This is a genomic window from Intestinimonas butyriciproducens (assembly GCF_004154955.1).
GTDB lineage: Bacteria > Bacillota > Clostridia > Oscillospirales > Oscillospiraceae > Intestinimonas > Intestinimonas butyriciproducens.
This window is the reverse complement of sequence record NZ_CP011524.1, coordinates 920,974-947,352: the sequence shown is the minus strand read 5'-3', so window position 1 is coordinate 947,352 and position 26,379 is coordinate 920,974. Positions and strand designations below refer to the sequence as shown.

29 protein-coding genes and 2 tRNA genes are annotated in these 26,379 nt (G+C 59.8%); 6 read left to right on the top strand and 25 right to left on the bottom strand.

What is annotated here, in order from left to right:
• Positions 1-36: 36 nt before the first annotated feature.
• Together SRB521_RS04680 and SRB521_RS04675 are read right to left on the bottom strand one after the other, a co-directional pair.
• The gene (locus SRB521_RS04680) at positions 37-2,034 is read right to left on the bottom strand and encodes a YgiQ family radical SAM protein (RefSeq protein WP_242976598.1); all 1,998 of its coding nucleotides are present in this window, start codon (positions 2,032-2,034) and stop codon (positions 37-39) included.
• Positions 2,035-2,095: 61 nt separating this feature from the next.
• On the bottom strand, positions 2,096-2,308 hold the full coding sequence (locus SRB521_RS04675; protein ID WP_202969480.1) for a helix-turn-helix domain-containing protein: 213 nt from the start codon (positions 2,306-2,308) through the stop codon (positions 2,096-2,098).
• A 75-nt stretch (positions 2,309-2,383) separates the two neighbouring features.
• Here SRB521_RS04675 and SRB521_RS04670 point away from each other — a divergent pair, with 75 nt between their 5' ends.
• Entirely contained in the window at positions 2,384-2,602 is a 219-nt protein-coding gene (locus SRB521_RS04670) for a DUF6809 family protein (RefSeq protein ID WP_058118094.1), read from the top strand.
• A gap of 32 nt (positions 2,603-2,634) precedes the next feature.
• Here SRB521_RS04670 and SRB521_RS04665 read toward each other — a convergent pair whose 3' ends face one another.
• The 6 genes from SRB521_RS04665 to SRB521_RS04640 are packed head-to-tail and all read right to left on the bottom strand — an operon-like array spanning position 2,635 to position 8,004.
• Positions 2,635-3,783: a bifunctional histidine phosphatase family protein/GNAT family N-acetyltransferase gene (locus SRB521_RS04665; protein WP_116722526.1), complete on the bottom strand. Its 1,149-nt coding sequence runs from the start codon at positions 3,781-3,783 to the stop codon at positions 2,635-2,637.
• A 57-nt stretch (positions 3,784-3,840) separates the two neighbouring features.
• On the bottom strand, positions 3,841-4,752 hold the full coding sequence (locus SRB521_RS04660) for a dihydroorotate dehydrogenase (protein WP_075704290.1): 912 nt from the start codon (positions 4,750-4,752) through the stop codon (positions 3,841-3,843).
• Positions 4,745-5,557, bottom strand: coding sequence for a dihydroorotate dehydrogenase electron transfer subunit (locus SRB521_RS04655; RefSeq protein ID WP_116722518.1), 813 nt, complete (start codon positions 5,555-5,557; stop codon positions 4,745-4,747). The genes SRB521_RS04660 and SRB521_RS04655 overlap by 8 nt, the downstream gene beginning before the upstream one ends.
• Positions 5,558-5,574: 17 nt before the next feature.
• Complete coding sequence (locus SRB521_RS04650; protein WP_033118206.1) at positions 5,575-5,772, bottom strand: hypothetical protein; 198 nt, start codon at positions 5,770-5,772, stop codon at positions 5,575-5,577.
• A 20-nt stretch (positions 5,773-5,792) separates the two neighbouring features.
• Positions 5,793-6,716 carry an orotidine-5'-phosphate decarboxylase gene (gene pyrF, locus SRB521_RS04645; RefSeq protein WP_116722519.1) on the bottom strand — a complete coding sequence of 308 codons (924 nt, stop codon included), beginning with the start codon at positions 6,714-6,716 and terminating at the stop codon, positions 5,793-5,795.
• Positions 6,706-8,004 carry a dihydroorotase gene (locus SRB521_RS04640; protein ID WP_116722520.1) on the bottom strand — a complete coding sequence of 433 codons (1,299 nt, stop codon included), beginning with the start codon at positions 8,002-8,004 and terminating at the stop codon, positions 6,706-6,708. The genes pyrF and SRB521_RS04640 overlap by 11 nt, the downstream gene beginning before the upstream one ends.
• 186 nt (positions 8,005-8,190) lie before the next feature.
• Here SRB521_RS04640 and SRB521_RS16025 point away from each other — a divergent pair, with 186 nt between their 5' ends.
• Entirely contained in the window at positions 8,191-8,361 is a 171-nt protein-coding gene (locus SRB521_RS16025) for a hypothetical protein (RefSeq protein WP_156113780.1), read from the top strand.
• Between the two features lie 102 nt (positions 8,362-8,463).
• Here SRB521_RS16025 and SRB521_RS04635 read toward each other — a convergent pair whose 3' ends face one another.
• The 8 genes from SRB521_RS04635 to acpP all read right to left on the bottom strand — a co-directional run bounded on the left by SRB521_RS04635 (position 8,464) and on the right by acpP (position 14,682).
• Positions 8,464-8,922 (bottom strand): MarR family winged helix-turn-helix transcriptional regulator, encoded by a 459-nt coding sequence (locus SRB521_RS04635; RefSeq protein WP_033118209.1) that lies wholly within the window; start codon positions 8,920-8,922, stop codon positions 8,464-8,466.
• Positions 8,923-9,037: 115 nt separating this feature from the next.
• A complete protein-coding gene (fabZ, locus tag SRB521_RS04630; protein WP_058118099.1) occupies positions 9,038-9,463 on the bottom strand; it encodes a 3-hydroxyacyl-ACP dehydratase FabZ in 426 nt (141 codons plus the stop codon).
• A gap of 4 nt (positions 9,464-9,467) precedes the next feature.
• On the bottom strand, positions 9,468-10,709 hold the full coding sequence (fabF, locus tag SRB521_RS04625) for a beta-ketoacyl-ACP synthase II (RefSeq protein WP_058118100.1): 1,242 nt from the start codon (positions 10,707-10,709) through the stop codon (positions 9,468-9,470).
• Between the two features lie 14 nt (positions 10,710-10,723).
• Positions 10,724-11,467 carry a 3-oxoacyl-[acyl-carrier-protein] reductase gene (gene fabG / locus SRB521_RS04620; protein ID WP_116722521.1) on the bottom strand — a complete coding sequence of 248 codons (744 nt, stop codon included), beginning with the start codon at positions 11,465-11,467 and terminating at the stop codon, positions 10,724-10,726.
• 3 nt (positions 11,468-11,470) lie between these two features.
• Positions 11,471-12,400, bottom strand: a complete 930-nt coding sequence (gene fabD / locus SRB521_RS04615) for an ACP S-malonyltransferase (protein ID WP_116722522.1) — start codon at positions 12,398-12,400, stop codon at positions 11,471-11,473.
• Positions 12,397-13,338: a nitronate monooxygenase gene (locus tag SRB521_RS04610; RefSeq protein ID WP_075704294.1), complete on the bottom strand. Its 942-nt coding sequence runs from the start codon at positions 13,336-13,338 to the stop codon at positions 12,397-12,399. Before SRB521_RS04610 ends, fabD begins: the two co-directional genes overlap by 4 nt.
• 16 nt (positions 13,339-13,354) lie before the next feature.
• A complete protein-coding gene (locus SRB521_RS04605) occupies positions 13,355-14,296 on the bottom strand; it encodes a beta-ketoacyl-ACP synthase III (protein WP_116722523.1) in 942 nt (313 codons plus the stop codon).
• A gap of 158 nt (positions 14,297-14,454) precedes the next feature.
• Positions 14,455-14,682, bottom strand: coding sequence for an acyl carrier protein (acpP, locus tag SRB521_RS04600; protein ID WP_371824771.1), 228 nt, complete (start codon positions 14,680-14,682; stop codon positions 14,455-14,457).
• Between the two features lie 266 nt (positions 14,683-14,948).
• On the opposite strand from acpP, the gene SRB521_RS04595 reads away from it, so the two are divergent.
• Positions 14,949-15,024: transfer RNA gene (locus SRB521_RS04595), tRNA-Ala, on the top strand.
• A gap of 186 nt (positions 15,025-15,210) precedes the next feature.
• Here SRB521_RS04595 and SRB521_RS04590 read toward each other — a convergent pair.
• The 6 genes from SRB521_RS04590 to SRB521_RS04565 all read right to left on the bottom strand — a co-directional run bounded on the left by SRB521_RS04590 (position 15,211) and on the right by SRB521_RS04565 (position 20,901).
• Positions 15,211-16,242: a tripartite tricarboxylate transporter substrate binding protein gene (locus tag SRB521_RS04590; protein WP_075704297.1), complete on the bottom strand. Its 1,032-nt coding sequence runs from the start codon at positions 16,240-16,242 to the stop codon at positions 15,211-15,213.
• Positions 16,243-16,302: 60 nt separating this feature from the next.
• The gene (locus SRB521_RS04585) at positions 16,303-16,893 is read right to left on the bottom strand and encodes a nitroreductase family protein (protein WP_075704298.1); all 591 of its coding nucleotides are present in this window, start codon (positions 16,891-16,893) and stop codon (positions 16,303-16,305) included.
• 86 nt (positions 16,894-16,979) lie between these two features.
• Positions 16,980-17,996, bottom strand: coding sequence for a ketopantoate reductase family protein (locus SRB521_RS04580; protein ID WP_075704299.1), 1,017 nt, complete (start codon positions 17,994-17,996; stop codon positions 16,980-16,982).
• Between the two features lie 13 nt (positions 17,997-18,009).
• A complete protein-coding gene (locus SRB521_RS04575) occupies positions 18,010-18,855 on the bottom strand; it encodes a beta-keto acid cleavage family enzyme (protein WP_129868782.1) in 846 nt (281 codons plus the stop codon).
• A gap of 50 nt (positions 18,856-18,905) precedes the next feature.
• Positions 18,906-20,417, bottom strand: a complete 1,512-nt coding sequence (locus SRB521_RS04570; RefSeq protein ID WP_083630932.1) for a tripartite tricarboxylate transporter permease — start codon at positions 20,415-20,417, stop codon at positions 18,906-18,908.
• 22 nt (positions 20,418-20,439) lie between these two features.
• The gene (locus SRB521_RS04565; protein ID WP_165366561.1) at positions 20,440-20,901 is read right to left on the bottom strand and encodes a tripartite tricarboxylate transporter TctB family protein; all 462 of its coding nucleotides are present in this window, start codon (positions 20,899-20,901) and stop codon (positions 20,440-20,442) included.
• Between the two features lie 471 nt (positions 20,902-21,372).
• On the opposite strand from SRB521_RS04565, the gene SRB521_RS04560 reads away from it, so the two are divergent.
• Positions 21,373-22,794 carry a sigma-54 interaction domain-containing protein gene (locus SRB521_RS04560; protein WP_083630933.1) on the top strand — a complete coding sequence of 474 codons (1,422 nt, stop codon included), beginning with the start codon at positions 21,373-21,375 and terminating at the stop codon, positions 22,792-22,794.
• A gap of 164 nt (positions 22,795-22,958) precedes the next feature.
• Positions 22,959-23,034 (top strand) — tRNA-Ala (locus tag SRB521_RS04555).
• Between the two features lie 124 nt (positions 23,035-23,158).
• Here the strand turns inward: SRB521_RS04555 and SRB521_RS04550 are convergent.
• The 3 genes from SRB521_RS04550 to SRB521_RS04540 all read right to left on the bottom strand — a co-directional run bounded on the left by SRB521_RS04550 (position 23,159) and on the right by SRB521_RS04540 (position 24,501).
• A complete protein-coding gene (locus SRB521_RS04550) occupies positions 23,159-23,497 on the bottom strand; it encodes a type II toxin-antitoxin system RelE/ParE family toxin (protein WP_075704303.1) in 339 nt (112 codons plus the stop codon).
• Positions 23,490-23,744, bottom strand: coding sequence for a type II toxin-antitoxin system prevent-host-death family antitoxin (locus SRB521_RS04545; RefSeq protein WP_075704304.1), 255 nt, complete (start codon positions 23,742-23,744; stop codon positions 23,490-23,492). The genes SRB521_RS04550 and SRB521_RS04545 overlap by 8 nt, the downstream gene beginning before the upstream one ends.
• 163 nt (positions 23,745-23,907) lie before the next feature.
• Positions 23,908-24,501 (bottom strand): DUF3888 domain-containing protein, encoded by a 594-nt coding sequence (locus SRB521_RS04540; protein WP_075704305.1) that lies wholly within the window; start codon positions 24,499-24,501, stop codon positions 23,908-23,910.
• Between the two features lie 306 nt (positions 24,502-24,807).
• On the opposite strand from SRB521_RS04540, the gene SRB521_RS04530 reads away from it, so the two are divergent.
• Positions 24,808-26,259, top strand: a complete 1,452-nt coding sequence (locus tag SRB521_RS04530; RefSeq protein WP_075704306.1) for a GGDEF domain-containing protein — start codon at positions 24,808-24,810, stop codon at positions 26,257-26,259.
• Positions 26,260-26,379 lie beyond the last annotated feature (120 nt).

Sequence of the window (26,379 nt, the reverse complement as noted above, 5' to 3'; positions counted from 1 at the left end):
CCGCCGACTGAAAAGGTTGTCTCTGCGGGAAAATATTTACTTTCTTCCCTTGCCCGGCTTGGCGTTTTTCCTGGCCTTCGGCTTGGCCCATCCCGCCTTCCGCTTGGGCTGGACGTCGTTGTGCTCCACCCGTTTGCCCTTCTGCTTGAGCTTCTGGTCCTGGGGCTTTCCGGCGGGTCTGGCTCCGCCGCTCTGGGGGCGTGAGCCCGCCGCCGGGCGGTTGGGCCGCAGAAGGCACTCCCGGCCGTAGCCGATGAGGTCCTCCCGGTGGGTCCTGTGAAGCGCCTCCAGCACCAGAGGGCGCTTCTCCGGACGCTTCCACTGCATCAGGGCACGCTGCATCGCCTTGTCGTGGGCGTCGGTGGGAACATACACCGCCGCCATGGTTCTGGGGTCCAGCCCGGTGTGATACATGCAGGTGGAAAGGGTACCCGGCGTGGGATAAAAGTCCTGGACCTGCTCCGGCTGACGGCCCGACTTGTTCAGCCATTCGGCCAGGCGCACCGCGTCGTCCAGGGTGCAGCCTGGGTGGGAGGACATCAGATAGGGGACCAGATACTGCTCCTTGCCGTACTTCTGATTGAGCCGCTCATACTTCTGGCGGAACTTCTCATAGACCTCCACATGGGGCTTGCCCATCTCGTCCAGCACGCCGTTGACACAGTGTTCCGGAGCCACCTTGAGCTGCCCCGAGACGTGATATTTCACCAGTTCTGCGAAAAACTCCCCACTCTGGTCCTTCATCATGTAGTCAAAGCGGATCCCGGAGCGGATGAACACCTTTTTCACCCCCGGAATCCCGCGCAGCTTCCGCAGGAGCATCAGATAGTCGGTGTGGTCGGCGTCCACATTGGGGCATGTCTCCGGGGAGAGGCATGCCCGGTTCTTGCAGAGCCCCGCCTTGAGCTGCTTTTTACAGGCAGGCCGGCGGAAGTTGGCGGTGGGCCCGCCCACGTCGTGGATATATCCCTTGAAGCCGGGGTGCCTGGTCAGCTCCGTAACCTCCCGGACCACGCTCTCATGGCTGCGGGAGGAGATGATGCGCCCCTGGTGGAAGGCCAGGGAACAGAAATTGCAGGCGCCGAAGCAGCCTCGGTTGTGGATGACGGAGAAGCGGACCTCCTCGATGGCGGGCACGCCCCCCATCTGGTCATACATGGGGTGGGGCTCCCTGACATAGGGCAGCTCAAAGACCCGGTCCAGCTCCTCGGTGGTGAGGGGCATCGCCGGGGGATTGCAGACCAGCAGCTCCCGTCCGTGGCGCTGAAGAATGGCCTTTCCCACGATGGGGTCGTGCTCGTTGTACTCAGTCATATTGGCCCGGGCATAAGCCCGCTTGTCGGAGGAGACGCTCTCAAAGGAGGGCACCTCTACCATGGGGTAGGCGCACGCGCCGGAGTCCCTGGCGGCGAAGCAGGTGCCCCGCACGTCGGTGATCTCCGATATCGGAGTCCCGGAGGCCAGGCGCCCGGCGATCTCCCGGGTGGCCGTCTCCCCCATGCCGTACACCAGCAGATCGGCCTGGGCGTCAAAGAGGATGGAGCGCCGGACCTTGTCCTCCCAGTAATCATAGTGCGCGAAGCGGCGGAGGCTGGCCTCCAGACCGCCGATGACCACTGGAATATCGCCGAACACCTCCCGGACCCGGTTGGCATAAACGATGGTGGCCCGGTCCGGGCGCAGTCCCGGCCTATTTCCAGGGGAATAGGCGTCGTCGTGACGGCGCTTTTTAGCCACGGTGTAGTGCGCCACCATGGAGTCGATGTTCCCGGCGGAGATCAGCACCCCCAGCCGGGGCCGTCCCAGGGAGGCAAAGGCTGCGGGCCCCTTCCAGTCCGGCTGGGCCAGGACGGCCACCCGGTATCCCTCCGCCTCCAGCACCCGGGCGATGATAGCAGGGCCGAAGGAGGGGTGGTCCACGTAGGCGTCGCCGGTGATGAGCAGAAAGTCGTACTCCTCCCAGCCGCGGGCCCTCATATCAGATTGGGAGACAGGGAGGAATTGGGTGTTCATGGCGTCATACCTCTTATCCATCGTAGTATTTTTTCCGGAAACGGAAACGGCGGGCAGTTCAGGACCACCCGCCGCAGCCGCGCTATGTTCTCTTCTCGTCCGTGCGGCCCATCAGGTAATCCACCGTCACCCCAAAGTGATCGGCAAGAGCCCACAGGTTGTCAAAGCCGGGCTTCTGCTCGCCTTTTTCAAAACGGATGATTTGATACGTAGACACACCAATTGCTTGGGCGAGGGCCTTCTGCGTCTCTTTTCCATCCGTTCGCAGCTTTTTCAGTCGTTCATTAAATTTCACAGCTCCACCTCTTGACATCACTAAATAGTGGCGATATAATGATATCACTTTTTAGTGCTAAAAGGAGTAATTCTTATGAATCATTTTTTTAAAAAGAGTCACATCTATCTGAATGCCGAGGCGGAATTCACCCAAAGCGTAGACGCGCTGCGCCGGACGCTGGACCAGCAGCAGCGCAGGCTGCTGCTGCGCATTGTGGACAGCAGCACCCTCAAGGAGGAATGCGGGGCCCGGTCCGCCTTCCGGCGGGGCTTTCGTCTGGGCTCCAGGCTCATCGCAGACGCCTTCCGCTGACTCTCCGGCGTTTGGCATGCAAACAAGCGGCCCTAATACCCGATGTACTTCTCCATAATGTCCAGAGGAACACGGGTGCCCGCGGCCTCGGCCACCTTACGGAATCCGTACCGCCTATAAAACCGCTGGGCCACCAGATTGTCCGGCGCACACCGCAGGCGCAGATACTTCCGGTCCAGAGGCCGGTAGACCGACACCGCCTCTCCGATGAGCTGGACGCCCAGCCCCTGCTTCCGATAGGCCGGCATCATATAGACAAAGGGGATATACCCCACTCCCTTGTCGGCATCCCGGCGGATATCCATCTGCACCAGACCGGCCACCTCGTCCCCCAGCATCACGCAGGAGACCGCCCGGGGGTCGTCCCGCCACTGGAACAGGGCGTCGCGGGCAAAGGCGTCGCCGTCATAATGGTCCCAGGAGCCGTGAATATTGAGCCACGCCTCCCCTCTGCACTGGCGGTACAGCTCACTCTCATGCTCCATATCCAGTGAGCGGAACCAGAGGTTGGCGTCGGCCAGCGCGCCGGTGTCCTGCTTCCACCACTTCTGCCGGGCAAAAGTGGAGATCTCCTCCGGCAGGTGGCTGTTGTCGTCGTGAAACACCACCCGGACCGCATCCCCTTCGAATTCCAGCAGGGACACGGCGGTATTGTCGCTGTGGTCCAGGGCGGCCGACTCCTCAATGGACATACCCTGGAATACGGCCAGGGCGTTCCGAATGGCGGTACCGTGGCTGACCACGGCCACCGTCTGGCCGGGGTGGTTGCGGACGATTTGCTTGATGGCGGCGGAGATGCGCTCCCGCAGGCGCTGGAAGGTCTCGCCGCCCTCCACACCCCAACGGGCGTCCGTGGCGTTGAACCAAGCGAGCTGCTGTGCGTCGGTGCGGTGGACCTCCCCCCAGGGTCTGTCCTCCCAAACGCCCATCGAAACCTCCCGCAGGGCCTTCCGGGTGACCAGGGACAGGCCCTTGGGTTTGTAGATGGCCCCGGCGGTGGTCCGGGTGCGGAAGAGGTCGCTGGAGTACACCGCGTCCACATGGATGGACTCGAACCGGTGGGCCAGAGCGGCGATCTGCCGGTAGCCCAGGTCGGTAATCAGGCTGTCGTAATGGCCGTGGATGCGGCGGTAGAGATTCCCCTCGGCTTCCGCGTGGCGGACCAGGTAGATTTGAGTCATGGGTAGAATGGCCTCGCTTTCAAAGGTTTCATTGGGGCGGAGCACCTCCGCCTGCGCTCACCAGGGCTGCGCAGCGCCGGTGAGCGCGGAGATGTGGGCGAGTCCCTGCCGCTCCGCTAGGGCAAAGAGTTCATCCCGGACCCGCACCGGCGCGTAGACGTCGGCAAAGGAGGCGGTGCCCACGGCCACCGCCGCGGCTCCCGCCAGCATCAGCTCGGCGGCGTCCGTTCCCTTGGAGACACCGCCCATGCCCAGAATAGGAATCTTCACGGCGTTCGCCGTCTCCCACACCATGCGCACCGCCACAGGCAGCACCGCGGGGCCGGAGAGACCCCCGGTGTTCATCTTTAGAATGGGGCGGCGTGTGTTCACATCGATGCGCATCCCCCGGATGGTATTGATGAGGCTGATGGCGTCGGCCCCCGCCTCCTCTACCGCCCGGGCGATCTCCGTGATGTCGGTGACGTTGGGGGAGAGCTTCACCATAACGGGCACGGTGGCGTTCTTTTTCGCGATCTCCGTGACCTCGGCGGCCAGCTCCGGCCGGGTGCCGTAGGCCAGTCCCCCCGCCTTCACATTGGGGCAGGAGATGTTGACCTCGATCATATCCACCCCCGCGGCGGAGAGCTTTTCGCACATGCCGCCGTACTCCTCCGGGGTATTGCCGGAGATATTGGCGATGATCTTTACGTCGTGCTTTCTCAGCTCGGGCAACTCCCCGGCGATGAAGGCGTCCACACCGGGGTTCTGGAGTCCCACGGAGTTGAGGATGCCCATAGGGGTCTCGGCAATACGGGGGGAGGGATTGCCCTCCCGGGGCTGGGGCGTGAGCCCCTTGACACAGATGGCCCCCAGCTCGCTCAGGTCAAAAAACTGTCCGTATTCCCGGCCGAAGCCGAAGGTGCCGGAGGGGACCACGATGGGGTTTTTCAGCTCCACCCCCGCCAGCGTGACCTTACTGTCAATCATTCCAGTCCACCTCCTCGGCGCGGAATACGGGACCGTCCTTGCACACATGCTTTCTGTGTCCGTCGCTGGTCTTGCAGGCACAGACCAAGCATGCCCCCACCCCGCAGCCCATCCGCTCCTCCAGAGAGACCTGGCAGGGTGCGCCGTACCGGGCGCAGACCTCCGCCACCGCCCGGAGCATGGGCTTGGGTCCGCAGGCGAGCACCGCCGGGACCGCAGGCGCCAGGCCACAGGCGCCGCAGGCCGTACAGCCTTCGCACACCCGGCTCTCCAGGAACTCCTCCACCAGTTCGGTGACAAAGCCTCTGCGCCCGGTGGAGCCGTCGTCGCTGATGACGTTCAGGGAGCGGCAGCACTCGGCGAAGTCTTCTGTAAGCATTTTGTGTTCCGCGTCCCGGAACCCCAGGACCGCGTGGACCTCACTTCCCCGACTGGCTGCATATTTGGCGCAGCCCAGCATGGGGGGCGCTCCGATACCGCCTCCCACCACCAGCAGGCTCCCGGCGGCGACGTCAAAGCCGTGGCCCAGCGGGCCCAGCACATCCAGTCTGTCCCCGGCCTTCCGGCGGGCAAGCCATTCGGTGCCCTCGCCCCGAACCTCAAAGACCACCCGCAGGAGATTTTCCTGCCAGTCGCAGATGGAGATGGGTCGGCGGAGCAGACGGGAGTGACCACACTTGATATGGACAAATTGGCCGCAGGCGATCTGCCCGGCCATCTCCTCCCCCACGTCCAGCGTAAGGGAGCAGGCAAAATCGTTGAGGCGGACGGCCTCCGCCACCGTGCATTGCGTTTGGACCGGCATGGGGCACCTCCCGTTGGTTATTTTTTCTCTTTCCGGCGCTTCTCCTCGTCCCGCTGGATCCAGCGGGGGTCCCGGTAGAACTCATACCGCCCGCACTGGGGGCACAGGTACAGGTCCGCCCGGGCGGAGAGGAAATTCAGCCGGTCCGGCAGCAGGGCCGGGCGGACATATTCCAGCGCCGCCCCGCAGGCGACGCACTTCTTTTCCTCCGCCATGGCTGATTCCTCCGTCTCTTTTAAAGAATGGTCACATATTGACCGATGGCGTCCCGCATGGCCTCGGCGGCGGCGCGGGCGGCCTCCTGGAAGTCGGCCCCGCCCTTTCCGGTCTTCTGCCAGGCGCACATAATGGACCTGGAGGCGTTGACGACGGCCCCACAGCCCTTCCGGTCGAAGGCGTACTGCACGTCCTCGGCGGTGCCGCCCTGTGCGCCGTATCCGGGGACCAGGAAGAAGGTATGGGGCAGGCGGGCGCGCAGCTCTCTGAGCTCCTCAGGATAGGTGGCCCCGGTAACGGCGCCGGCGAGGCCGTAGCCATAGTCCCCTTCGGTGCCCGCGCCCAGCCTTTCGGCCATATCGCCCAGAAGCTGATAGACCAGCCGGTCCCCGGCGGTCAGGTTCTGGAGCTCGCCGGAGCCCGGGTTGGAGGTCTTGGCCAGCAGGAACAGACACTTGCCGTACTTCCGGCAGGTGTCGGCAAAGGGGAGCACCGTGTCGGAGCCCATGTAGCCGTTCAGGGTCACGCAGTCGGCATGGAAGGCGCTGCAGGCGCTCTCTCCCACCTGGGTCTCCCCCAGCCAGCCGTCGGCATACGCCTGGGCCGTGGACCCGATGTCGCCCCGCTTGACGTCCGCGATGACGAAGAGCCCCCTCTCCTGGGCATAGGAAATGGTGCGCTCCATGACCTCCATGCCCCGCCAGCCCAGCCGCTCGTAGTACGCCGACTGGGGCTTCACAGCGGGGACCACGTCGCTGAGCGCGTCGATCAGCCCTCTGTTGAACTGCCACACCGCCTCGGCGGCGCCGGCCAGCGTCTCGCCATACTGGTCGCAGGCCATCTTTAAAATATGGGGCGGAATCTGCTCCGGCTTGGGGTCCAGCCCCGCCACGGTGGGATTCCTTTTCTCGATGATTTTTTTCTGTAATACGTCAAACGACATCCGCGCGTCCTCCCTCATCCCCGTAGACGACTCTGCCGCCTACGATGGTGTATTTCACTCTGCCCTTGAGCTTTCTCCCCTTGAAGGGGGTGTTCCGGCCCTTGGAGGCAAACTGGTCCGGCTCCACGGTCCACTCCTCGTCCGGCGAGAAGATCGTAAAGTCCGCCTCCCCCCCCAGACTCAGCCGCCCCCTGGGAATGCGCAGGATGCAGGCCGGGTGGAACGTCATTTTTTTCAGGATATCCGAAAGGTCCATGAACCCGGTGTGGTAAAGGGCGGTCAGCGTCACGCCCAGCGCAGTCTCCAGCCCCACCATGCCGCTGGGCGCTTCCGCCAGCGGCTTGGCCTTCTCTTCGGCCGAGTGGGGGGCGTGGTCGGTGGCGATGACGTCGATGGTACCGTCCTGCAGGCCCTCCAGAATGGCCTCCACGTCCAGCTTTGTGCGCAGAGGGGGGTTGACCCGGGCCAGACTTCCCTGCTCCAGCACCTCGTCCTCGGTAAGGGTGAAGTACTGCGGGCAGGTCTCGCAGGTGATGGCCACGCCCTTTTTCTTGAATTGACGGATGATCTCCACGCTTCCCGCAGTGGACACATGGCAGATATGGACCGCCGCGCCGGTCTCCTCGGCCAGCATGGCGTCCCGCATGACCATGATCTCCTCCGCGATGGCGGGACGGCCGGGCAGCCCCAGCGCCCGGGAGACCCGGCCCTCGTTCACCGCGTAGTTGCGGACCATGTTGGCGTCCTCGCAGTGGGAGAGAATGGTGAGTCCCAGCCGCTTACAGCGGATCATGGCGTCCCGGACCAGATTGGCGTCCTGCACGGGCACGCCGTCGTCGGAGAGGGCCACGCACCCGGCCTCCTTCAGGGCCGCTGCGTCGGTGAGCGACTGCCCCTTCTGTCCCCAGGACACCGCCCCGATGGGCCACACCCGCACGCCGCAGGACTCCCCGGCCCGCCGGAGCACATACTCGATCTGCTCCGGCGTATCCAGCACGGGCCGGGTATTGGGCATACAGGCTACGGAGGTGAATCCTCCCCGGGCCGCCGCCGCCGCTCCGGTGGTGATGTCCTCCTTATATTCAAAGCCCGGCTCCCGCAGGTGGACGTGCATATCCACAAGGCCCGCGCATACGTTGAGGCCCCTGGCGTCGATCACCCGGGCCTCCGGTTCCCTCAAATCGCTTCCGATGACGGCCAGCTTGCCGTCCTCGATGAGAATATCCATCACGCCGCCGATCCCCCCCACGGGGTCCACCAGGCGGCCCTTCCGGATGAGCAGCTTCACTTTGTCGCTCCTTTCCCGCGTTCGTTTTTCCTCTTGGTATACATAAAGAAAGGGACCGGTTCCCCGTTCCCTCCGGCTTGACGAATTGCAGGTATATTATATCGTATCGCGCATTTTTTAGCAATGGATTTTTCTCCATTTCCGGACACAATAACGTCATACCGGAGAAAAGGAGGAGAAAAGCAAATGGAACACCATCACACCCTGCGCAATATTGGTATTGGTATGGCCGCCGGCGCCGCCTTGGGCATGGCGGTCCTCGCCCCCAGGCAGAAGACCCTGAAGGCCACCGCCAAGAAGGCTGTCCGCGCCATGGAGGACGTGGCTGAAAACGTGACTCAGACCTTGGGCATGTAATATGGCCGAACGGTTCTCACAGGGGTCGTTCTCTGTCCCCTTGGGAGCCGTCCGGTCATAAAAAGGGCCCGCTCCGCACAAAAATGCGGGGCGGGTCCTTTCTCATGTCCGTGGAGACAGCCTGGGCAGAGGGATCTCCGGCATCAGTTCCCCGGAGATGATATCCAGCATCTCCTCGATCTTTTTGACATCCTCCTCGGGGAACCGCGCGCGGATGCGCGCCATCACCGTGCCCAGATAGCTGTAGCTGATGTTGTAGTAGTCAATGTACTTCTGGGTGACCACCAAATGGTACTCCCGCTTGTCCTCCTCCGACTGTTCCTTGCGCACATAGCCTTTCTGGATCAGATTGTTGATCTTATATGCGGCGTTGGGAGGCGAAATCCCCACAAAGCTGGAGAATTCGTTGACCGTGGGCCGCCCCAGCGCCATGATGATTTCCATGCAGAAGGTCTCCACAGTGGTGAGGCTTGCCTCGCGCTTCTGAAACCGTCCAAAAACCGCGCGATAAAAATGAAGCTTGAATTTGGTATACACTTCGTTAAATGCCTGCTCCAGCATGCTGCTCCCCCCAAAAACGGCGTTCGTCCTATTTTATTTATTATATCTGATCCGCGCCGTTTTGGCAACGGTCATAGGCGCTTGGAGCTCCCGGAGCCATGCCGGCCGTCAGGTGTCACCCGATGGCAAAGGTCAGCTCGCCCTGAGCCGCCACCTTGCCGTCCACCTTGGCCACCGCCTTACCGAACCCCACGCTTCCCCGCCGCTCCACCAGCTCACAGGAGAGCTCCAGCACGTCGCCGGGCACCACCTGCCGTTTGAAGCGTGCATTTTTGATCCCGCCGAAGAACGCGATTTTTCCTCTGTTTTCCGGCAGAGACAGGATCGCCACCGCTCCCACCTGGGCCAGAGCCTCAATGATGAGCACTCCCGGCATGACGTGGCGCTGCGGGAAATGTCCGGCAAAAAAGGGCTCGTTGACGGTAACCGCCTTTCTGCCTTTGGCCCATACGCCGGGCTCGTAGTCGGTGATCCTGTCCACCAGCAGGAAGGGCGGACGATGGGGAATGATCTCCTGGATCTGATTGGCGTTCAGTTCCATCTCTTCATGCCTCCCATTTCTTCAGCAGAATACTGGCGTTATGGCCGCCGAACCCCAGGGAGTTGGACATGGCATAGCGGAGCAGGGCCTTCCGGCCCTCGTTGGGCACAATATCCAGATCGCACTCCGGATCGGGTTCCCGATAGCCGATGGTGGCGGGGGCAAAGTCCTCCTTCAGGCTGAGCGCGGTGAAAATGGCCTCCACCGCTCCGGCTGCCCCTAGCATATGGCCGGTCATGGACTTGGTGGAACTCATCATCAGCCTGTGGGCGTGTGCTCCAAAGGCAGTTTTGACCGCCTGCGTCTCACAGACGTCGTTCATCGGGGTGGAGGTGCCGTGGGCGTTGATATAGTCCACCTGCTCCGGCTCCACGCCCGCATCCGCCAGGGCCATGGTCATGCACCGGGCGGCTCCCGCGCCGCCCAGTGCGGGGGCCGTGATGTGGTGGGCGTCGCAGGTGGCGCCATAGCCCACCACCTCCGCCAGGATGGGCGCCCGCCGCCGCCGGGCGTGTTTCAGCTCCTCCAGCACCAGAATGCCGGCCCCTTCACCCATCACAAAGCCGCTGCGCGCCGCGTCAAAGGGGATGGAAGCCCTGTCCGGCTCCTCCGCCGTGCTCAGGGCGTGCATGGAGGTAAAGCCCCCCATGGCCAGCTCGTTGACAACGGCCTCCGCGCCCCCGCAGAGGACCACATCGGCATAGCCGTCCCGGACCTGTCGGAGGGCGTCGCCCACGGCGTTGGTCCCTCCCGCGCAGGCCGTAGTGGGACATGTCGCCATGCCTGTGATCCCATATTTGATGGCGATCTGAGCCGCGGCCATGTTGCCGATGGCCATGGGAATAAAGAAGGGGGATATCCTGTCATACCCCTTTGCCTCCCCTTTGGCGCACTCATGCTGCATGGTGGTGAGCCCTCCGATGCCGCAGGAGACGATGAGCCCACACCGATAGGGGTCCTCGGCGGAGAACTCCAGCCCGCTCTGCGCCACCGCCTCTCCGGCGGCGGCCAAGGCGAACTGGGCAAAGCGGTCCATCTTCCGCGCCTCCCGCTTTTCCATATAGTCGGCGGGCTCAAACCCCTTTACCTCGCCCGCCAGCTTGGCCTTCATACCGGAGGTATCGTACAGGGTGATGGGTGCGATGCCGCAGGTCCCCGCCCGTACTGCCAGCCAGCTCTCCTCCACGGTAAGCCCCAGGGGCGTGACCGCTCCCATACCGGTAATGACTACCCTTCTCTTCTCCATGGTCTCCTCCTTATTTATACGGCCATGCCGCCGTCCACACAGAGGACCTGTCCCGTCACATATCCGGCCCCGTCCCCTGCGAAAAAGGCCACCGCCTTCGCCACGTCCTCCCCCTGGCCCAATCTCCCCATGGGGATGGAGGCCAGCATGGACTCCCGCGCCTTTTCGGGGAGCGCCGCTGTCATATCGGTATCGATAAAACCGGGGGCCACCGCGTTTACCGTGACGTTCCGTCCGGCCAGCTCTTTGGCCATGGACTTGGTAAGGCCGATGAGCCCCGCCTTGCTGGCGGCGTAGTTGGCCTGTCCCGCGTTGCCCCGCAGGCCCACAATACTGGAGAGATTCACCACACGTCCGTATTTCTGTTTCATCATGGGCCGGTAAGCCGCCCGCATGCAGTGAAACGCCCCCTTTAGATTGGCGTCCAGCACCGCATCCCAGTCGGCATCCTTCAGCATGGGCATCAGGCCGTCCCGGGTAATCCCGGCGTTGTTGACCAGGATATCTAGCCGCCCAAACCGGGACACCACCTCTTTGACCATGGCGTCACAGGCCGCGGCATCCGCCACGTCGGCCTGTACGGAAAAGGCATCCACTCCCATCGCTTTGCAGGACTCCACAGTCTCCTCCGCTGCCGCCGCGTTTCCCGCATAATTCACGGCCACACATGCGCCGCGCCGGGCCAGCTCCAGGCAGACCGCCCTTCCAATGCCGCGGCTGCCGCCGGTGACCAGCGCCGCTTTCCCTTCCAGCTCCATGGGTCACGCTCCTTTCAGGACGGAGACGACATGTTCCAGGTCCTCTGCCGTCTCTACCGCATAGGTCTTGATTCCCTTGGCTGTCTTTTTTACAAAGCCGGAGAGCGCCTTACCGGGCCCGATCTCCACCACGGTGTCCACCCCCTGGGCCTCCAGGAAGCGAATGCTGTCCTCCATGTGGACGCTGTTCTGCACCTGCCGCACCAGAAGGCCTGGGATGGTATCTCCCTCCCGCATGGGACCTCCCAGGCAGTTAAAGAGCGTGGGCACCTCCATGGGCCCGAACTCCACTCCCTTCAGCCGCTCCTCCAGGGCCCTGCCCGCCGGCGCCATCAGCGAGGTGTGGAAGGGTCCGCTCACTTTGAGGGGGATCACACGTCTGGCACCCGCCTCCAGTGCCAGACGTCCCGCCTCTTCCACAGCCAGGGCGTCTCCCCCGATGACGATCTGTCCGGGGCAGTTGAGGTTGGCGATCTCGGCCACCCCTAGATGGGAGGCCGCGTCACAGCAGGCCTGGAGCGCCTCCCTTCCCAGCATAAAAATGGCCGCCATGGCACTGGGGCGCCCCTGGACCGCTTCCGCCATGGCCTTTCCCCGGAACGCCACCAGCTCGATAGCAGTGGCCGGGTCCAGCACTCCAGAGGCGTGCAGGGCAGAGTACTCGCCCAGGCTGAGCCCTGCGGTCACGGAAGGCCGGACGCCCTTCTCCTGTAATACCTCCGTCACGCCGGTGGCAAAGGCCACCATACAGGGCTGGGTATACTGGGTTTGATTCAGAGTCTCGTCCGGGCCCTCAAAACAGACCTTTTCCAGATCGAAATCCACTTTGGCGCTTTCAAATACAGAGCGAAAGGCGGGATAGGTCTCATAGAGATCCCGCCCCATCCCCGGGTGCTGGGTGCCCTGTCCCGCATACAGAAAAGCCACTTTCATGAGAAAACCTCCTGTTCCAATTCCCGCAGGTGGGCGCCGCAGCCGCCACACAGCTCCTCCAGGATGGCCCGCAAAGGGCGGATCTCCCGAAGCATGCCGGACACCTGTCCCGCCATCAGGCTGCCGTTTTTCACATCTCCCTCGAAGACGGCCCGGCGCAGGCTGCCCAAGGTAAACTGCTCCAGCTCCATCTTGGCCGCGCCCTCCCGTTCCCTAGCCACATAGGCCCGGGCCATGGCGTTTTTCAAAATGCGCACCGGCGTACCGCCGATGCGGCCCGTCACCACCGTACCGCTGTCCTTCGCCTTCAGCACGGCCTCTTTATAATTGGGGTGGATGGGGCATTCCTCACTCACCAGCAGGCAGGTGCCCACCTGGGCGCCGCAGGCTCCCAGAGCATAGGCCGCCAGGAGCTGACGGGCGTCCGCGATGCCTCCGGCGGCCACCACCGGGATGCCCACCGCGTCGCAAACCTGCGGGACCAGAGCCATTGTGGTGAGCTCCCCCACATGTCCGCCGGACTCGGTGCCCTCGGCGATGACCCCGTCCGCGCCGGCGCGCTCCACCAGCCGGGCCAGCGCCACCGCAGCCACCACCGGAAACACCTTGGCGCCGGACTCCTTCCAGCGCGGGATGAAGCGTGCCGGATTCCCCGCGCCGGTGGTGATCACCGCCACCCGCTCCTCCGCTGCGATATCCGCCATCTCCTCCGCCTGTGGGTGCATCAGCATGATATTCACGCCAAAGGGACGGTCCGTCAGGGTCCTGCACCTGCGTATGCTCTCCCGAAAGCCCGCCGCATCCATGCCGCCTCCGCCGATGAGTCCCAGGGCACCGGTGTTAGAGACGGCGGCGGCAAATTCGGCGGTGGCAATATTGGCCATACCGCCCTGAACAATGGGGAATTCCGTACCCAGCAGCTCATTGAGTCTCGTCATCGTCTTTTCTCCTTACTTACCATTCCAGCAGCGCGCCGCCCCAGGTAAGGCCCGCGCCAAATCCGATGCACATGACCTTCTGGCCCCGCAGCAGCAGGCCGGACTCCGCCATCTCATCCAGGGCAATGGGAATACTGGCCGCCGAGGTATTTCCATAGCGCTCCATATTCTGATAAAAACGGCCCTCCGGGAGGCGCAGCTTTTTTGCCACATGATCGATGATCCGGCGGTTGGCCTGGTGAGGCACGAACCAGTCGATGTCCTCCAGTTCCAGTCCTGTCCGCCCCAACAGCTCTCCGATACAGCGGGGGATGGCCTCCACCGCAAAGCGGAACACCTTCTGCCCGTCCATCTTGATGTAGGGGCGTGCTTCCTGTCCGGGACCCGGCACGAGGATGGCCTCTTCCTCTACCCTGGCGCCCAAGGTACTGGCCCAGGCTGCCTGTTCCTCCAGCGTGAGCACCGCCGCGCCGGCTCCGTCCCCGAAGAGGACGCAGGTGCTCCGATCCGCAAAGTCGGTGATTCGGCTGAGCACCTCCGCACCGACCAGCAGTGCATAGCGCCTCGGGCTCTGCAACAGCAGCCCCCGGATCACCTGGAGCCCATAGAGAAACCCGGTGCACCCCGCATTCAGGTCAAAACAGGGGATGTCTTCCGGGAGCCCCAGCCGCCGCTGGAGCAGGCAGGCCTCACTGGGGGCCAGATAATCCGGTGTGATCGTGCATACCACACAAGCTCCCAGCTCTTCCGGACGGATACCTGCCCGCTCCATCGCCTGTTGGGCCGCACCGGCCGAAAGGTCCGCTGCCGTCTCCTCTCCGCAAAATCGCCGGGTCCGGATGCCTGTCCGTGAAAAAATCCACTCATCGTTGGTCTCCACCAGCTCGCTCATGTCCTTGTTGGTCACACTCCGCCGGGGCAGACAGCGACCGGTGGATATCATCTTCAATCCTCTCATGGGGCCTCCCTACGGGACCGGGGCGCGCCCATCCCGCGAAATTTTTCGTACCTTTTCTGTGCAAAATCCCCCTCCCGCAGGACTTGCTCCAGTCCCAGCGAAAGGGCCCGGTCCGCTGCCGGATCGTCAAGGCAATCGTCACACGTGAGTCTTAAGTCTTAGCTCTGATGGGTTTCCAGATAGCGGACAATATCGCCCACTGTTTTCATATTTTGAAGCTCCTCGTCCGCCACAGAGTATCCCAGGGCCTCCTCCAGCGCCATGTTCAGCTCCACGGCATCCAGAGAGTCTGCCTCCAGATCCTCCACCAGCCTGGCCTCCATCGTGATATCTTCAGGCTCACAGCTCAAAGAATCCAAGATCACAGCTTTTATTTGTTCAAACATTGTCATGCGCTCCTTTCGCAACACGCGGGTTAGTTTTTATTATTTTAATTAAATATATTTAACTAAAATAATTTAATCGATATTTTACCAGAATCCTAGAAAATGTCAACCGTTAACTTGCACAATCTTGTTTGATGTTCAAATTTCTATGCCGCCGCATTTTCCCTCCGAAAAATAAATTTTTCTGTTGACAAGCTCATCGCCCGATGGTAGAATAATACATGTTCTGTGCAGGACATCTTGTTCTGGAGCAGGGTCAGCTTTTTGGGGGTATAGCTCAGCTGGGAGAGCGCTTGAATGGCATTCAAGAGGTCAGCGGTTCGATCCCGCTTATCTCCACCAAACGGAACACCCGTTGAAATCACTATGATTTCAACGGGTGTTCCGTTTTTATTCGTTTTTGCACATCTTTGATTGCTGGCTCCCGGTGGGACCGGCCCGCGCGTTTTTCCTCTCTCCTGAAAACCTGCAAAGGCGGGCGCCGATATCGGCGCCCGCCTTTGCAGGTTGGAATAAATGGAGGAAAAGTTAGTCAATAGGGCCGTAGATTTCGGCGGCCTCGTCGTAGACCTGCTCGAAGATGGCCTTGATCTCCTCGCCGGTATAGGCCAGGGATTGCAGCTTGGTCACCTCAAACAGGCGGTCCTGGAAAGTAGGATCACTGGCGACCTGATAAACAAGATCGCTGAGGTAGGAGACGATGGCAGGGTCGGTGCCCTTGGGCACAGCGAGACCCAGGTAAGAGCTCATGGCAGCTCCCTCGTAGCCCATCTCCACCAAGGTGGGGACATCCTCGGCCACAGGCCAGCGGTCGTCGGAGCAGCTGGCCAGCACGCGGAGCTGTCCCGAAGTCACATAGGAGGAATAGGAGGCGATATCGCCCAGAGCCACGGGGATGAAGCCGCCCAGCAGGTCGGTAATGGCATCGGAGGTGGAGGAGTAGTACACGGTATCCAGATCAGCCTCAGTAGCCGCCACAATCTTGCGGGCCAGCATCTCGTGGAGGTTAGAGGTATAGGACACCTGGACCGGTGCGCTCTTGGTAGCCTCCAGCAGATCGTCAAAGTCCTGATAGGGAGAGTCGGCGGGAACCAGCAGGGCATAGGTGTACGCGCCGAAAGCGCCCAGATATTCAAAGTCTTCAATGGTGTAAGGCAGGTCCAGGGAATAGGGGCTGACGGACTGGGTGGACAGGGTCACCAAGCCGATGGTCTGGCCATCGGCTTTGCTGTTTTGCAGCTGAGCCACGGCCACGGTGGCGCCTCCGCCGGGGAGGTTGCTGACCGTGAGAGGCTCGCCGATCAGGGGAGAGAGGAATTCGTCAAAGGTACGCATAGCCAAGTCGCTTCCGCCGCCGGCTGTATAGCCTACCAGCATAGAGATGGGGCCGTCAGGATAGCCCTCGGGGGCAGTGGTGCCCTCGTCGGCTGGGGTGGTATCCGCAGGGGCGGAGGTGTCTGCAGGGACGGGGGTAGGCGTGCTCTTTGCGCTGCTGCTGCAGCCAGTCATGGGAAGGGCCATTGCAAGGGCCAGGAGAATCGCGATCAGGGATTTCTTCATGATATTCCTTCCTTTCAATCCACTTTCTATCTGTGTTTCCTTTTTAGAACCGCCGGCTTTTCACCCGATGATGCTCCACGTCCCCTCCTTTCTGGTCGGGGCACCGGGCACTTTTCCGTCCGGATGGCCAAACACACCGCTGCCACAAATTGTGTGCGCTTCCGGAACGCCCAGTTCTGCCAGCTTTTTGCGCAGATTCAAATCGTCCCTGAGCCAGTGGAGCTGATTGACCCAGCAGGAGCCCAGCCCCATCTCACAGGCCACAAGGAACATATTTTCCAGCGCACAGGCACAGGAAGCCTGGGCGTTGGGGTCTGAGGTGTCATTGGAGGCAATGATCAGGCACGGTGCGCCATAGGTGAAGTGATAACTCTCTCCCTGCCGCTCCGCTTTCGCCTTGGCGTCGCGCAGCTCCTTGGGCGCATCTTCCCCAAGCGCCAGCGCCGCGAACCCGGCTCTGACCAGTTGGTTGAGTTCCTGCAAAAGCTTCTGGTCCAGAATTGCTGTAAAGCGCCATGCCTGTTTGTTATGTCCGCTGGGTGCGTATCTCCCCGCCTCCAGCAGTTCCTCCACCGTCTCGCGGGAGAGCGGTGTGGGCAGGTATCGTCTGATGCTCCGGCGGGCGAGAATGATCTCTCTGACTGAACGCATCTTTTTCCTCCTCGTTGACTTGGGTTTGGCCGTTCAGGGATCGGAATCCCCGTCGTTCAAGCGGATGCACCATGCTCAAACAAACCTTAGTAGAGCCCCTCGAAGAATTTCAGGTTATCGAAGGAGCCCTTCCATTTCCCGTCCTGGATGCCCTTTACCACATGGACCACCATATCATTGATCGGGGTGGGCACATGGGCGTCGACCCCGGACTCGCTGGCCACGCCGTTGATGGCGTCGATCTCGCACTTGCGTCCATGGGCGAGGTCCTGGGCCATGCTGGCCACCAGTTTCCGGTGGGGCTCCCAGCCCTTCCGGACCGCTGCCACGGATCGGGCGATGGTATCCTCATCCCCCCAGACGAAGACCTGATCCAAGTCTCCCGCCAGAGAGTGGGGCTCCATCCTGACCCCGCAGCCCTTGGCCACAGCAATGCACTCCGCACCCAGTTTTACGGCCAGGCGGACCGCTCTCGGATCGTCCAGCACATCGCCAAAGGTGCAGCCAAAGCTGGCCGAAAGTCCGCTGAAGGTGCAGTTGACCAGCAGCTTGGTCCAGCGGTAACCCATCAGGTTCTCCGACACATGGACCGGGCACATATCCTCCAGAATGGATTTGACCTCCAGAAGCTTCTCTGTGATCTGTCCATCCAGTGTCCCCAGATAGAAGGCTTGCGAGGTGGAGGTGAGGGCGGAGCAGCCGGGCCCCATGAAAGTGGCGCCCCATCCCACGGGGGAACCGAGGGTCCTGTGGACCCCCACCGCCTTGCTGACCGCCCGTTCCGGCAGTCCGTTCTGTCCCGTACAGATGACGCTCCCCTCGCCCATATGGGCCATCATTTGAGGAATGGCCACATCATTGTAGGTCTGCTTAGCCAGATAGAAGAACAGGTCATATTGCCCTTCCATCTGCTCCGGGGTAATGGCCTTCACGGGCACCGTCATCTCCACCGCGCCGGTAATATGGGCGCCGTTTTGATTCAGGGCGTCCACATGCGCTTGATAGGCGTCGATCAGCACCACGTCCCTGCCGGCCTTTGAGAGATAAGCCCCCAGGATCGTGCCCAGAGATCCCGCGCCCATCACGGCGATTCGCTGTATCATGACCGGTCCCTCCTCAGACATGTTTCGTCAGACCCAGAAGCTCCCGGGCGTCGGCGGCGGTGGCGATGGTGCGGCCGGCCAGCTCCACCAGTTTGCAGGCCCGCTCCACCAGCTGCGCGTTGGTGGCCAGGACGCCCTTCTCCAGGAAGATATTGTCCTCCAGACCCACCCGCAGGCCGTCGCAGCCCTCGGCCAGGCCCAGTAGCATGCAGGGCAGATGGTCCCTGCCGATGCCCGTGATGGACCAGGTGGAGCCGGGGAGCATCTTGGGCAGCAGATAGGCCAGCGAGTCGGCGTTGCCCGGCATGCCGCCCGACACGCCCAGCACGAATTGATAGTGGATGGGTGAGCTCAAAAAGCCCTTCTTCATGTAATATTCGATGTTGCCCATCATGCCGCCGTCAAAGACCTCGCACTCAGGCTTGATGGCCTCCTTCTGGCAGAGGGTGCCCAGGCGCTCCAGGAAGGAGGGGCTGTTGGCAAAGATGTAGCTGTTGGCCCAGTTCATGGAGCCGGGGTCGTAGGAGCACATCTCCGGCTTGAGGATGGGCAGGTGGGCAAGGCGCATATCCTCGGAGAACTTGGAGCCGGAGGAGGTGAGGTTGAGGACGGCGTCCAGATTGGCCTTGGCCAGCTCCTCCCGGACCAGGTTGACCACGTGGCAGAAGCGCTCGGTCTCCATGGTATTCTTGCCCTCGTCGTCCCGGACGTGGATGTGGATGACGGAGGCGCCGGCCTTGGCGCAGGCCACAGCGTCGGCGGCGATCTCCTCGGGTGTGACGGGCACATAGGGCGTCTGGGATTTCATGGTGCCCGCCCCGCAGAGTGCCGCGGTGATAATGAGTTTTTTGCTTTTCATCAATGATTCTCCCTTACGGTCAAAAATAACTTCATTCTGTCTTCGCCGGCTTACAGGCCGTCCTGGAGATTCTTGTCCTTCCGCTTGCCACGGAGGATCAGGACCACGGCAACGATGGTGACCGCCCAGAAGGCAATGCACAGAGGAGAGGAGAAGAACATGGCGGGGTCGCCATGGCCAAGGACCAGAGCCCGACGGAAGTTTTTCTCAAAGAGGGGCGAGAGGATAAAGCCGATGATCACAGTGGGCAGCGGGAACTTGAACTTCGTGAGGATATAGCCTACCACGGAGAAGAACAGCATGACCCACACATCCACCAGGCTGCTGCTCAGGGCATACACGCCCACCACACAGAACAGGCAGACACAGGGGAAAATGATGGAGGTGCTCACGGAGCAGATCGCCTTGAACCCGCGCCATGTCAGCAGTGCAACCACCACCAGCGCGATATTGCAGAGGATCAGTCCGGCGTAGACGTTATACACCGTGTCGGGAGATTCCATGAATACCAGGGGGCCCGGCGTCAAACCCTGCACCATGAACGCGCCCATGAGGATGGCGGCGCCGGTATCACCGGGGACGCCCAATGCCAGCAGAGGAATCATGTTGGCGCCGCAGACGGCGTTGTTGGCCGACTCGGAACAGGCCACGCCCTCGGTAGAACCCTTTCCGAATTTCTCGGGATGCTTGGAGAACTTTTTGCCCACGTCATAGCCGATGTAGCAGGCCAGCGCGGGCCCAAGGCCCGGCAGGGCGCCAATGCCGCAGCCCAGCGCGGAGGACCGCAGCCAGTGGGGCAGGAAGGATTTTGCCTCCTTCAGGGTCATACGATCGTCATCTTTACAGGCGGGGGGCGGCAGGTTGGGTCGGGCGTTGCCCAGTCCGGTGCTCTCCACGGAGTGGAGGATCTGGGACATAGCCAAAATACCGATCATCATGACCACCAGGTCAACGCCGGAGGTCAGCTTCAGAATACCGAAGGTCAGGCGAGGCGTGGTAAAACCCTGATCCAGGCCGATGCAACCGAAGAGGAGGCCCAGACAGCCGCCCAGCAGGCCCTTGATCATTGACTTGCCCGCCGCCGAAGCGATAATCGTGAGAGCGAAGAGCATCAGAATCGTATACTCAGCAGGACCGAAGTTCAGGGCATATTTGGCGATGGGCTGGGCCACGAACATCAGCACGATGCTGGAGAAGAGGCATCCGAAAGCCGAAGAGAAAAGCGCCGTCTTAATGGCCTTCCCCGCTTTCCCCTGTTTCCCCAGTGCATAGCCGTCGGCCACGGTGGCGGCGGCGGCAGGGGTACCGGGGGTGCCGATGAGGATGGCCGACATAGAGCCGCCGAAGGTGCCGGCGTTATAGGCGGCCAGCAGCATGATGAGGGACTGGGTGGGGGTGAGATAATACGTAAACGGAATGATCAGGGCGATGGCCATGGTAGCGGTAAGGCCAGGAATGGCGCCCATGATCAGGCCAATGATAACACCGCCCACCAAGTAGAGCAGGTTTTCCGGGGCAAGGACCGAAAGGAATGCCTGGCCCATTAGTGCAAATAGATCCATAATAGATGTGGTTCCTCCCTTCTTACGGCAGTCTCAGCTTGAGCAGCTCGGTGAATCCGAAGTAGACAATGACGGGCAGAATGACCGCAATGGGGATGAGCTTGCGGAGATCCCGCTGGCCAAAGAACCACATCAGCGCCCCTAGTGCCACGATGGTGCAGGGCAGATAGGGGATGAAATGGAGCGCGCCCACATAGATGCAGATCAGGAGCAGCGTGACAACTACGGACATCAGCCCGTTCTTGGAGATACTGTATGTCTCTTGCCCCTCCATGTTTTTCTTTTTTGCTCCAGACCAGGACAGGAGAACACCCAGCAAAATCATGAGCCCGGAAATCACATAGGGGAAAAACCGGGGGGCATTGTACCACTCTGTTTCAACGGCCGCGATCTGCCAGGGAATGATGGCGACAACCAGCAGAATACCCAAGACGACAAAAAAGATGCCCAGCATTTTTTCTGCCTTGCTTTCCTGGATAGACATATTACCTACACTTCCTTTCCAAAATCTCTTTTCCATGCTCTCTTTCTTGGGGTCATACATTTCCGACAGGGTGCCTCTCCTCCTCCTCCCTTCGCAGGGCCGCGCCGTCTTTCACAGGCGTGTCCCCTCTGTCTTTTTCTTACTGCAAAACTCATGCCAACTTTATTATTGCTGTTTTAGTTTATTTTGCCCCTTTTTTGCCGTTTTTTCCCAAAATTTAACCCATTTCCCTCCATTTATTGACGCTTTTTTCTTTGAATTGCACACAATGCGCAACCGTTTTTTCTTGGCAGTCTCTTTCTTTGCGCAGTAAGTGCAGCCAATTCTTGCACCTTCTGCGCAAAAATTAAATTTATTCCATGTTCCGTCTCACTGCAAATAAAGTTTTTGTTGATTTTAACCACATCTGCTCGTATACTTTTGGGTAGTGCCGTGTCATTCGCCGCAATTCTGAAAAGGGGGTGCCTCCAATTGCCGTTCTCTTTTGACAAGAGCCTGCTGGACAATGTAGATGTCGGCATTGTGGTCTACGACAAGGATGGCTGGGTTCAGTTTGTCAACGCGACCCATCTCAAATTCAGCTATTACACGTACGAGGACTTCCAGCACTTCAACACCTACGACATCTATCGCTCCAAGGTGAGCAACATCTGTCTGTTCGACAAGGCGGTAAAGACCAAGAGGCCGGCCACCGCCATCCAGCACACCTATCACGGCCGTGATGACAGCAGCTACGACAAGCTGGTCACCGCCATTCCCATCCTTGATGAATTTGGAAATATTGCCAATGTCGTCAGCACCTTTGTGGATCTCAACGATTTTCATACCAAGTACAACACTGCCCAGCGGGAGTCCAACATCACCTACGATATGAGCTCCTCCAAGAAGTATCAGGCGCAGGTCATTTACGGCAGCGGGGAGATGCAGCGGCTGCTCGACACCGCAAAAGTGATCGCCGCCACGGATGTTCCCGTTCTGATCACGGGTGAATCCGGTACCGGCAAGGAGGTCCTGGCCAATTTCATCCACAACAACAGCTCCCGCTGGGAGAGCGACATGGTGGTCGTGGACTGTGCTTCCCTGCCGGAGCATCTGCTGGAAGCCGAGCTCTTCGGTTATGAGAAAGGGGCTTTTACCGGCGCAAACGCCTCCGGCAAGCGGGGCCTCATCGAGATCGCCGACGGCGGGACCCTTTTTCTGGACGAGATAAACTCTATGCCCTTGGCGCTCCAGGGCAAGCTGCTCCGCGTACTGGAGACCCAGCAGGTGAAGCGGATCGGCGCTCTGAAGGGGAAAAACATCGACTTCCGTATCATCGCCGCCACGAATGCCGACCTGACCACCTGCATCCAGGACGGCGCCTTCCGGGTGGACCTCTATTACCGTCTGAACGTCATGCCGCTGACCATTCCTCCCCTGCGGGAGCGCACAGGAGATATCATTCCGCTGTGCAAGCACTTTCTTTCCCGCGCCTTCAAGCGATATGGGAAAACCAAGACCCTCTCCCCCACCGCCTACCAGACGCTGGAGCATTATGACTGGCCCGGCAATGTCCGGGAGCTGAAAAACTTCATCGAGCGGTTGGTCATTACCAGCAGCGATTTTTCCGGAGAGATACACACCATTCCGCCGGAGATGTTCGGAGCCGACGCCAATTTGAGCCGGCTTGACCGCAAACCCAAAGTCAGCAGCCTGTCACTCTCCCAGTCGGAAGAGAAGGAGCTGAACGACATCGTGTCCGCCCTCTACCGCAGCGGCGGCAATCGGAGCCTGGCCGCCGAGCAGCTTGGGGTCTCCCGCCGGACCTTGCAATACAAGCTGAAAAAGTACCGTATCAAGGTCAATATGGAACCTCAGGTATATATCGGAGAAACGCCCGCGGCCAAAGAGTGATATTGTCGTTCACCCGGAGCCCCTCAGCGGTCGGACATGGCCTGCCTCTGAGACATCCTTTAAAAAATTTCGGCAGGCAGGAAATTTTGTATTGACATTTTTCTTTTGATATATTAAAATATATTTCGCTGTCACGGGTCATTGGTCCGTATAGACAGCGGTTCGGGGGTATAGCTCAGCTGGGAGAGCGCTTGAATGGCATTCAAGAGGTCAGCGGTTCGATCCCGCTTATCTCCACCAAAAAGCACTGAAATCGTGAGGTTTTGGTGCTTTTTCTTTGTTTTTTATATGGTTTTAATTAGGGGTATGGCTCGGCTGCCTGTTATACAGGCGGCCGAGCCATACCCCTAAAAAATATAGAATGCTATAATTGTGATATTTCATCTTCGGCTATATCACCGAACAGGATACGCAGATAATCGCGACGGCCATACAGCACTCGATCAATGAAAACGTCTTTGCCAGTCACTCGGTAAAAGATCATGTAGCTGCCGCTGATAAGATAGCGGTAATCGCTGTTGACATCAGCGATAGCGGAAAGAGGCACACCGATCAGCGCGTGCTCTTGCAGCATACGGATGGTCTTAGTGATCTTTGTAACCGTGGAAAGCGCAGCCTGTGGATTTTCCAGATCCTCTGCGATATATGCTTTGATTTCAGAAAGATCGTCCTGCGCCTCGGGAGACAAATACAAATTATTCATGCGCGATCCCGAGATGTTCCTCTACGGCCTCCAAAGTCAACCACCCCTTTTCCTCGCCGGACTTGCGGCCCTTGGCAAGTTCATTCATCAGCTTGAGGGTTGCCTGTGTCTTTTCATAGTCGTGCATATCCACAATGGCGTATCTGCCGCGCCCGTTCTTTGTCAGAAAGACAGGAGCACCTACGGCCACATCGTGCAGTACCTCGGTATAATTGCGGAGGTCAGAGATGGGTTTAATGTTTGGCATAGCTATCAGCTCCTTTCGCGAATAGTATATCCTAATTTGTTGTAAAATTCAACTGCAAATTTGCAGCAGCAGTGCGAACGCCCAGGAGATGTTTTTTGAACGGGCGAAGATTGGGCAGAATGAGAGAGACGATCTCTTCCTTTTCCAGGCGGCGGAAACCTACCTAATCATTTGTGATTGGGGGCAGCGGCCCTCGCGCTATATTGGCGAGGTTATCCGGTAATGGATAGTTTCTCAGATGTCTTAATCCTGCGGGAGCGATTTCCCCGGAGTGATTTATAAGGAACATAATTTCATCTTCTCCCATCGTATCATGGGGGCCGATGTATGGTAACGTAGAAAATGTAATATAAAGGTTTGCGCCATCCTCTCTCACTTCTTTTACAGATGCGAAATAATAAGCGATGGTAGAACTAATGGTATAGTAGGGCGCATAGAACTCGTCGCTCTGCTCCTGTATTCTATCCATGAACAGATAGACCAGCGCTTTATCGCTCGTTGCCTGATTTTCAAAAACCGTTGAGACAGCCTTTGCGGTATCTTCGGGACATATATGTTTGGAAACGGCCATGATCGCTGGAATAATCAAAAGTACAACAATCGTGGCCAAAATCATTTTGGAACGCTTAAAGCAAATTATCATGCAGACCCTCTCCCCATCAAAGAATATTTGCTTGATATGCGGGCTTGCCACGGCTATAATGAGTTTCAAGAAAAGAGCCGATAGGTTTTCGGGTTTTGGTAGGGTGTCCCGCATATTGAAGCGCTCTTTTGACCCGGTTTAGAGGGGTATGTACACGCTTGTATCGGGAGAGCGCTTGAATGGCATTCAAGAGGTCAGCTGTTCGATCCCGCTTATCTCCACAAAAAAAGGAAACGTTGAAATCTTTGGATTTCAACGTTTCCTTTTTTCTTCCCCCTCTCCGACGGAAACGGGGATTCTGTAGATTATTCTATGATCTTTGCGATAATCTCGATTCCCATGTGCGGATATATATGGTATAATATTGACAATTCTTATCAGAAAAGTGCGGCACATATCATCATGTGGGGAGGGCTTGTTTTGAAAGACGCTCGCCGGCGCGGACTGATCCGCTACCTGCCTGTTCTGATCCTCTTCCTCTGTTATCTGGCCGTTTGCTTGGGTCTTTTTTTCTGGCAGGTCGGCAATGCGATTGAGAAAAACACGCTCCAGTCCCTGCGCTCCAATGTGCAGAGGCAGTGCTATCATTTCCGTTCCATGCTGGACATCCAGTTTTCCACGCTCGAATCTCTGGCCGACCATATGGGGCGGCAGGAGTCGCTGCTCGCCTCGGACAATCTCGACCTGCTCCAATCCGCCATACGGGGCGGAGAATTCTCCCGTACGATGCTGATCACGCCGGATGGCACCGGCTATTCCAGCGATGACGCTGTCACCCATGTGGGCCAGAGGGCCTATTTCCAGCAGGCGCTGGCAGGGCATCGCGCAGTCAGCGATCCCTTGGAGAGCTCTTTGGACGGCAGCAATAAGGTCGTGCTGGCCGTGCCGGTCCGGGATCACGCCCACCGCGTTCTGGGTGTGCTGGGCGGCGCCTATGACCTGGGCAGCCTCAGCCAATTTCCCTACTCCGGCACCGGATATTCCTTTATCGTCACCACAGAGGGCAGCATGGTCTCCATTGACCCCAGGATCTCCATAGAGGAAAATTCCGACTTTTTTCAGTACTATAGCCGTATGGAGGTGCACTCAGGCAACTCCATGGAGCAGATCAGGGACGATTTCCAGTCCGGAACAAGCGGCTACTCTCTTCTCTCCCGCGGCAGTGATCTCCGCTATCTGGTCTACGAGCCGTCCGGGATGGGGAACGGCTGGATGACGTGCTACGTCGTCTCCACCGACCAGGCGCTGGAGGATTACCGCTTCATCCATCAATACGAGGTGATCCTCACCGCCGCCTTCCTGGTGGGAATGGCAGTTCTGCTGTGGTATCTGCTCAGGAGCAGCTTCCTGGAGCGGCGTGCCCTGCTCCGGCGCGCCCAGAGCGACCCTCTCACCGGCCTGATGAATCAGGCCGGTACCCGGGAATCCATCACCGACTGGCTGGCGGACGGGGGATGCAACGGCGCTCTTCTGATGCTGGATCTGGATCACTTCAAGCATGTCAACGACACCTGGGGACACCAGGTCGGGGATGAAGTCCTCCGCCAGGCCGCCGCGATCTTGCAGAGCCACTTCCGGCAGGGGGATATTATCGGCCGCATGGGGGGCGACGAATTCATGGTCCTTATGCGGGATATCCGGGACCCGGGTGCGGTGGAGCGGAACCTGGAGCGGCTACGGCTCCAGTTCCACCGTCTCCAGATCCCCGAATTCCCCCAGATCCATATTACCTGCAGCGTGGGAGCTTCGCTTTGTCCCGCGCATGGACAGACCTTTGAGGTTCTCTACCAGCGCGCCGACCACGCCCTCTATCAGTCCAAGCGTCGGGGCAGGGACAGTTGGTGCATCTATCGGGATGAGCGCCCGACCTGAAGACGGATACCCTTGCTACAAAATAGGACGCTGAGGAATATTTTTTATTAAGTTGGAGGTGGACCGCCGAGTCAGGCGATCCACCTCCAACTTTTTTAGTGTGTCAATTTTTGTTTCTGC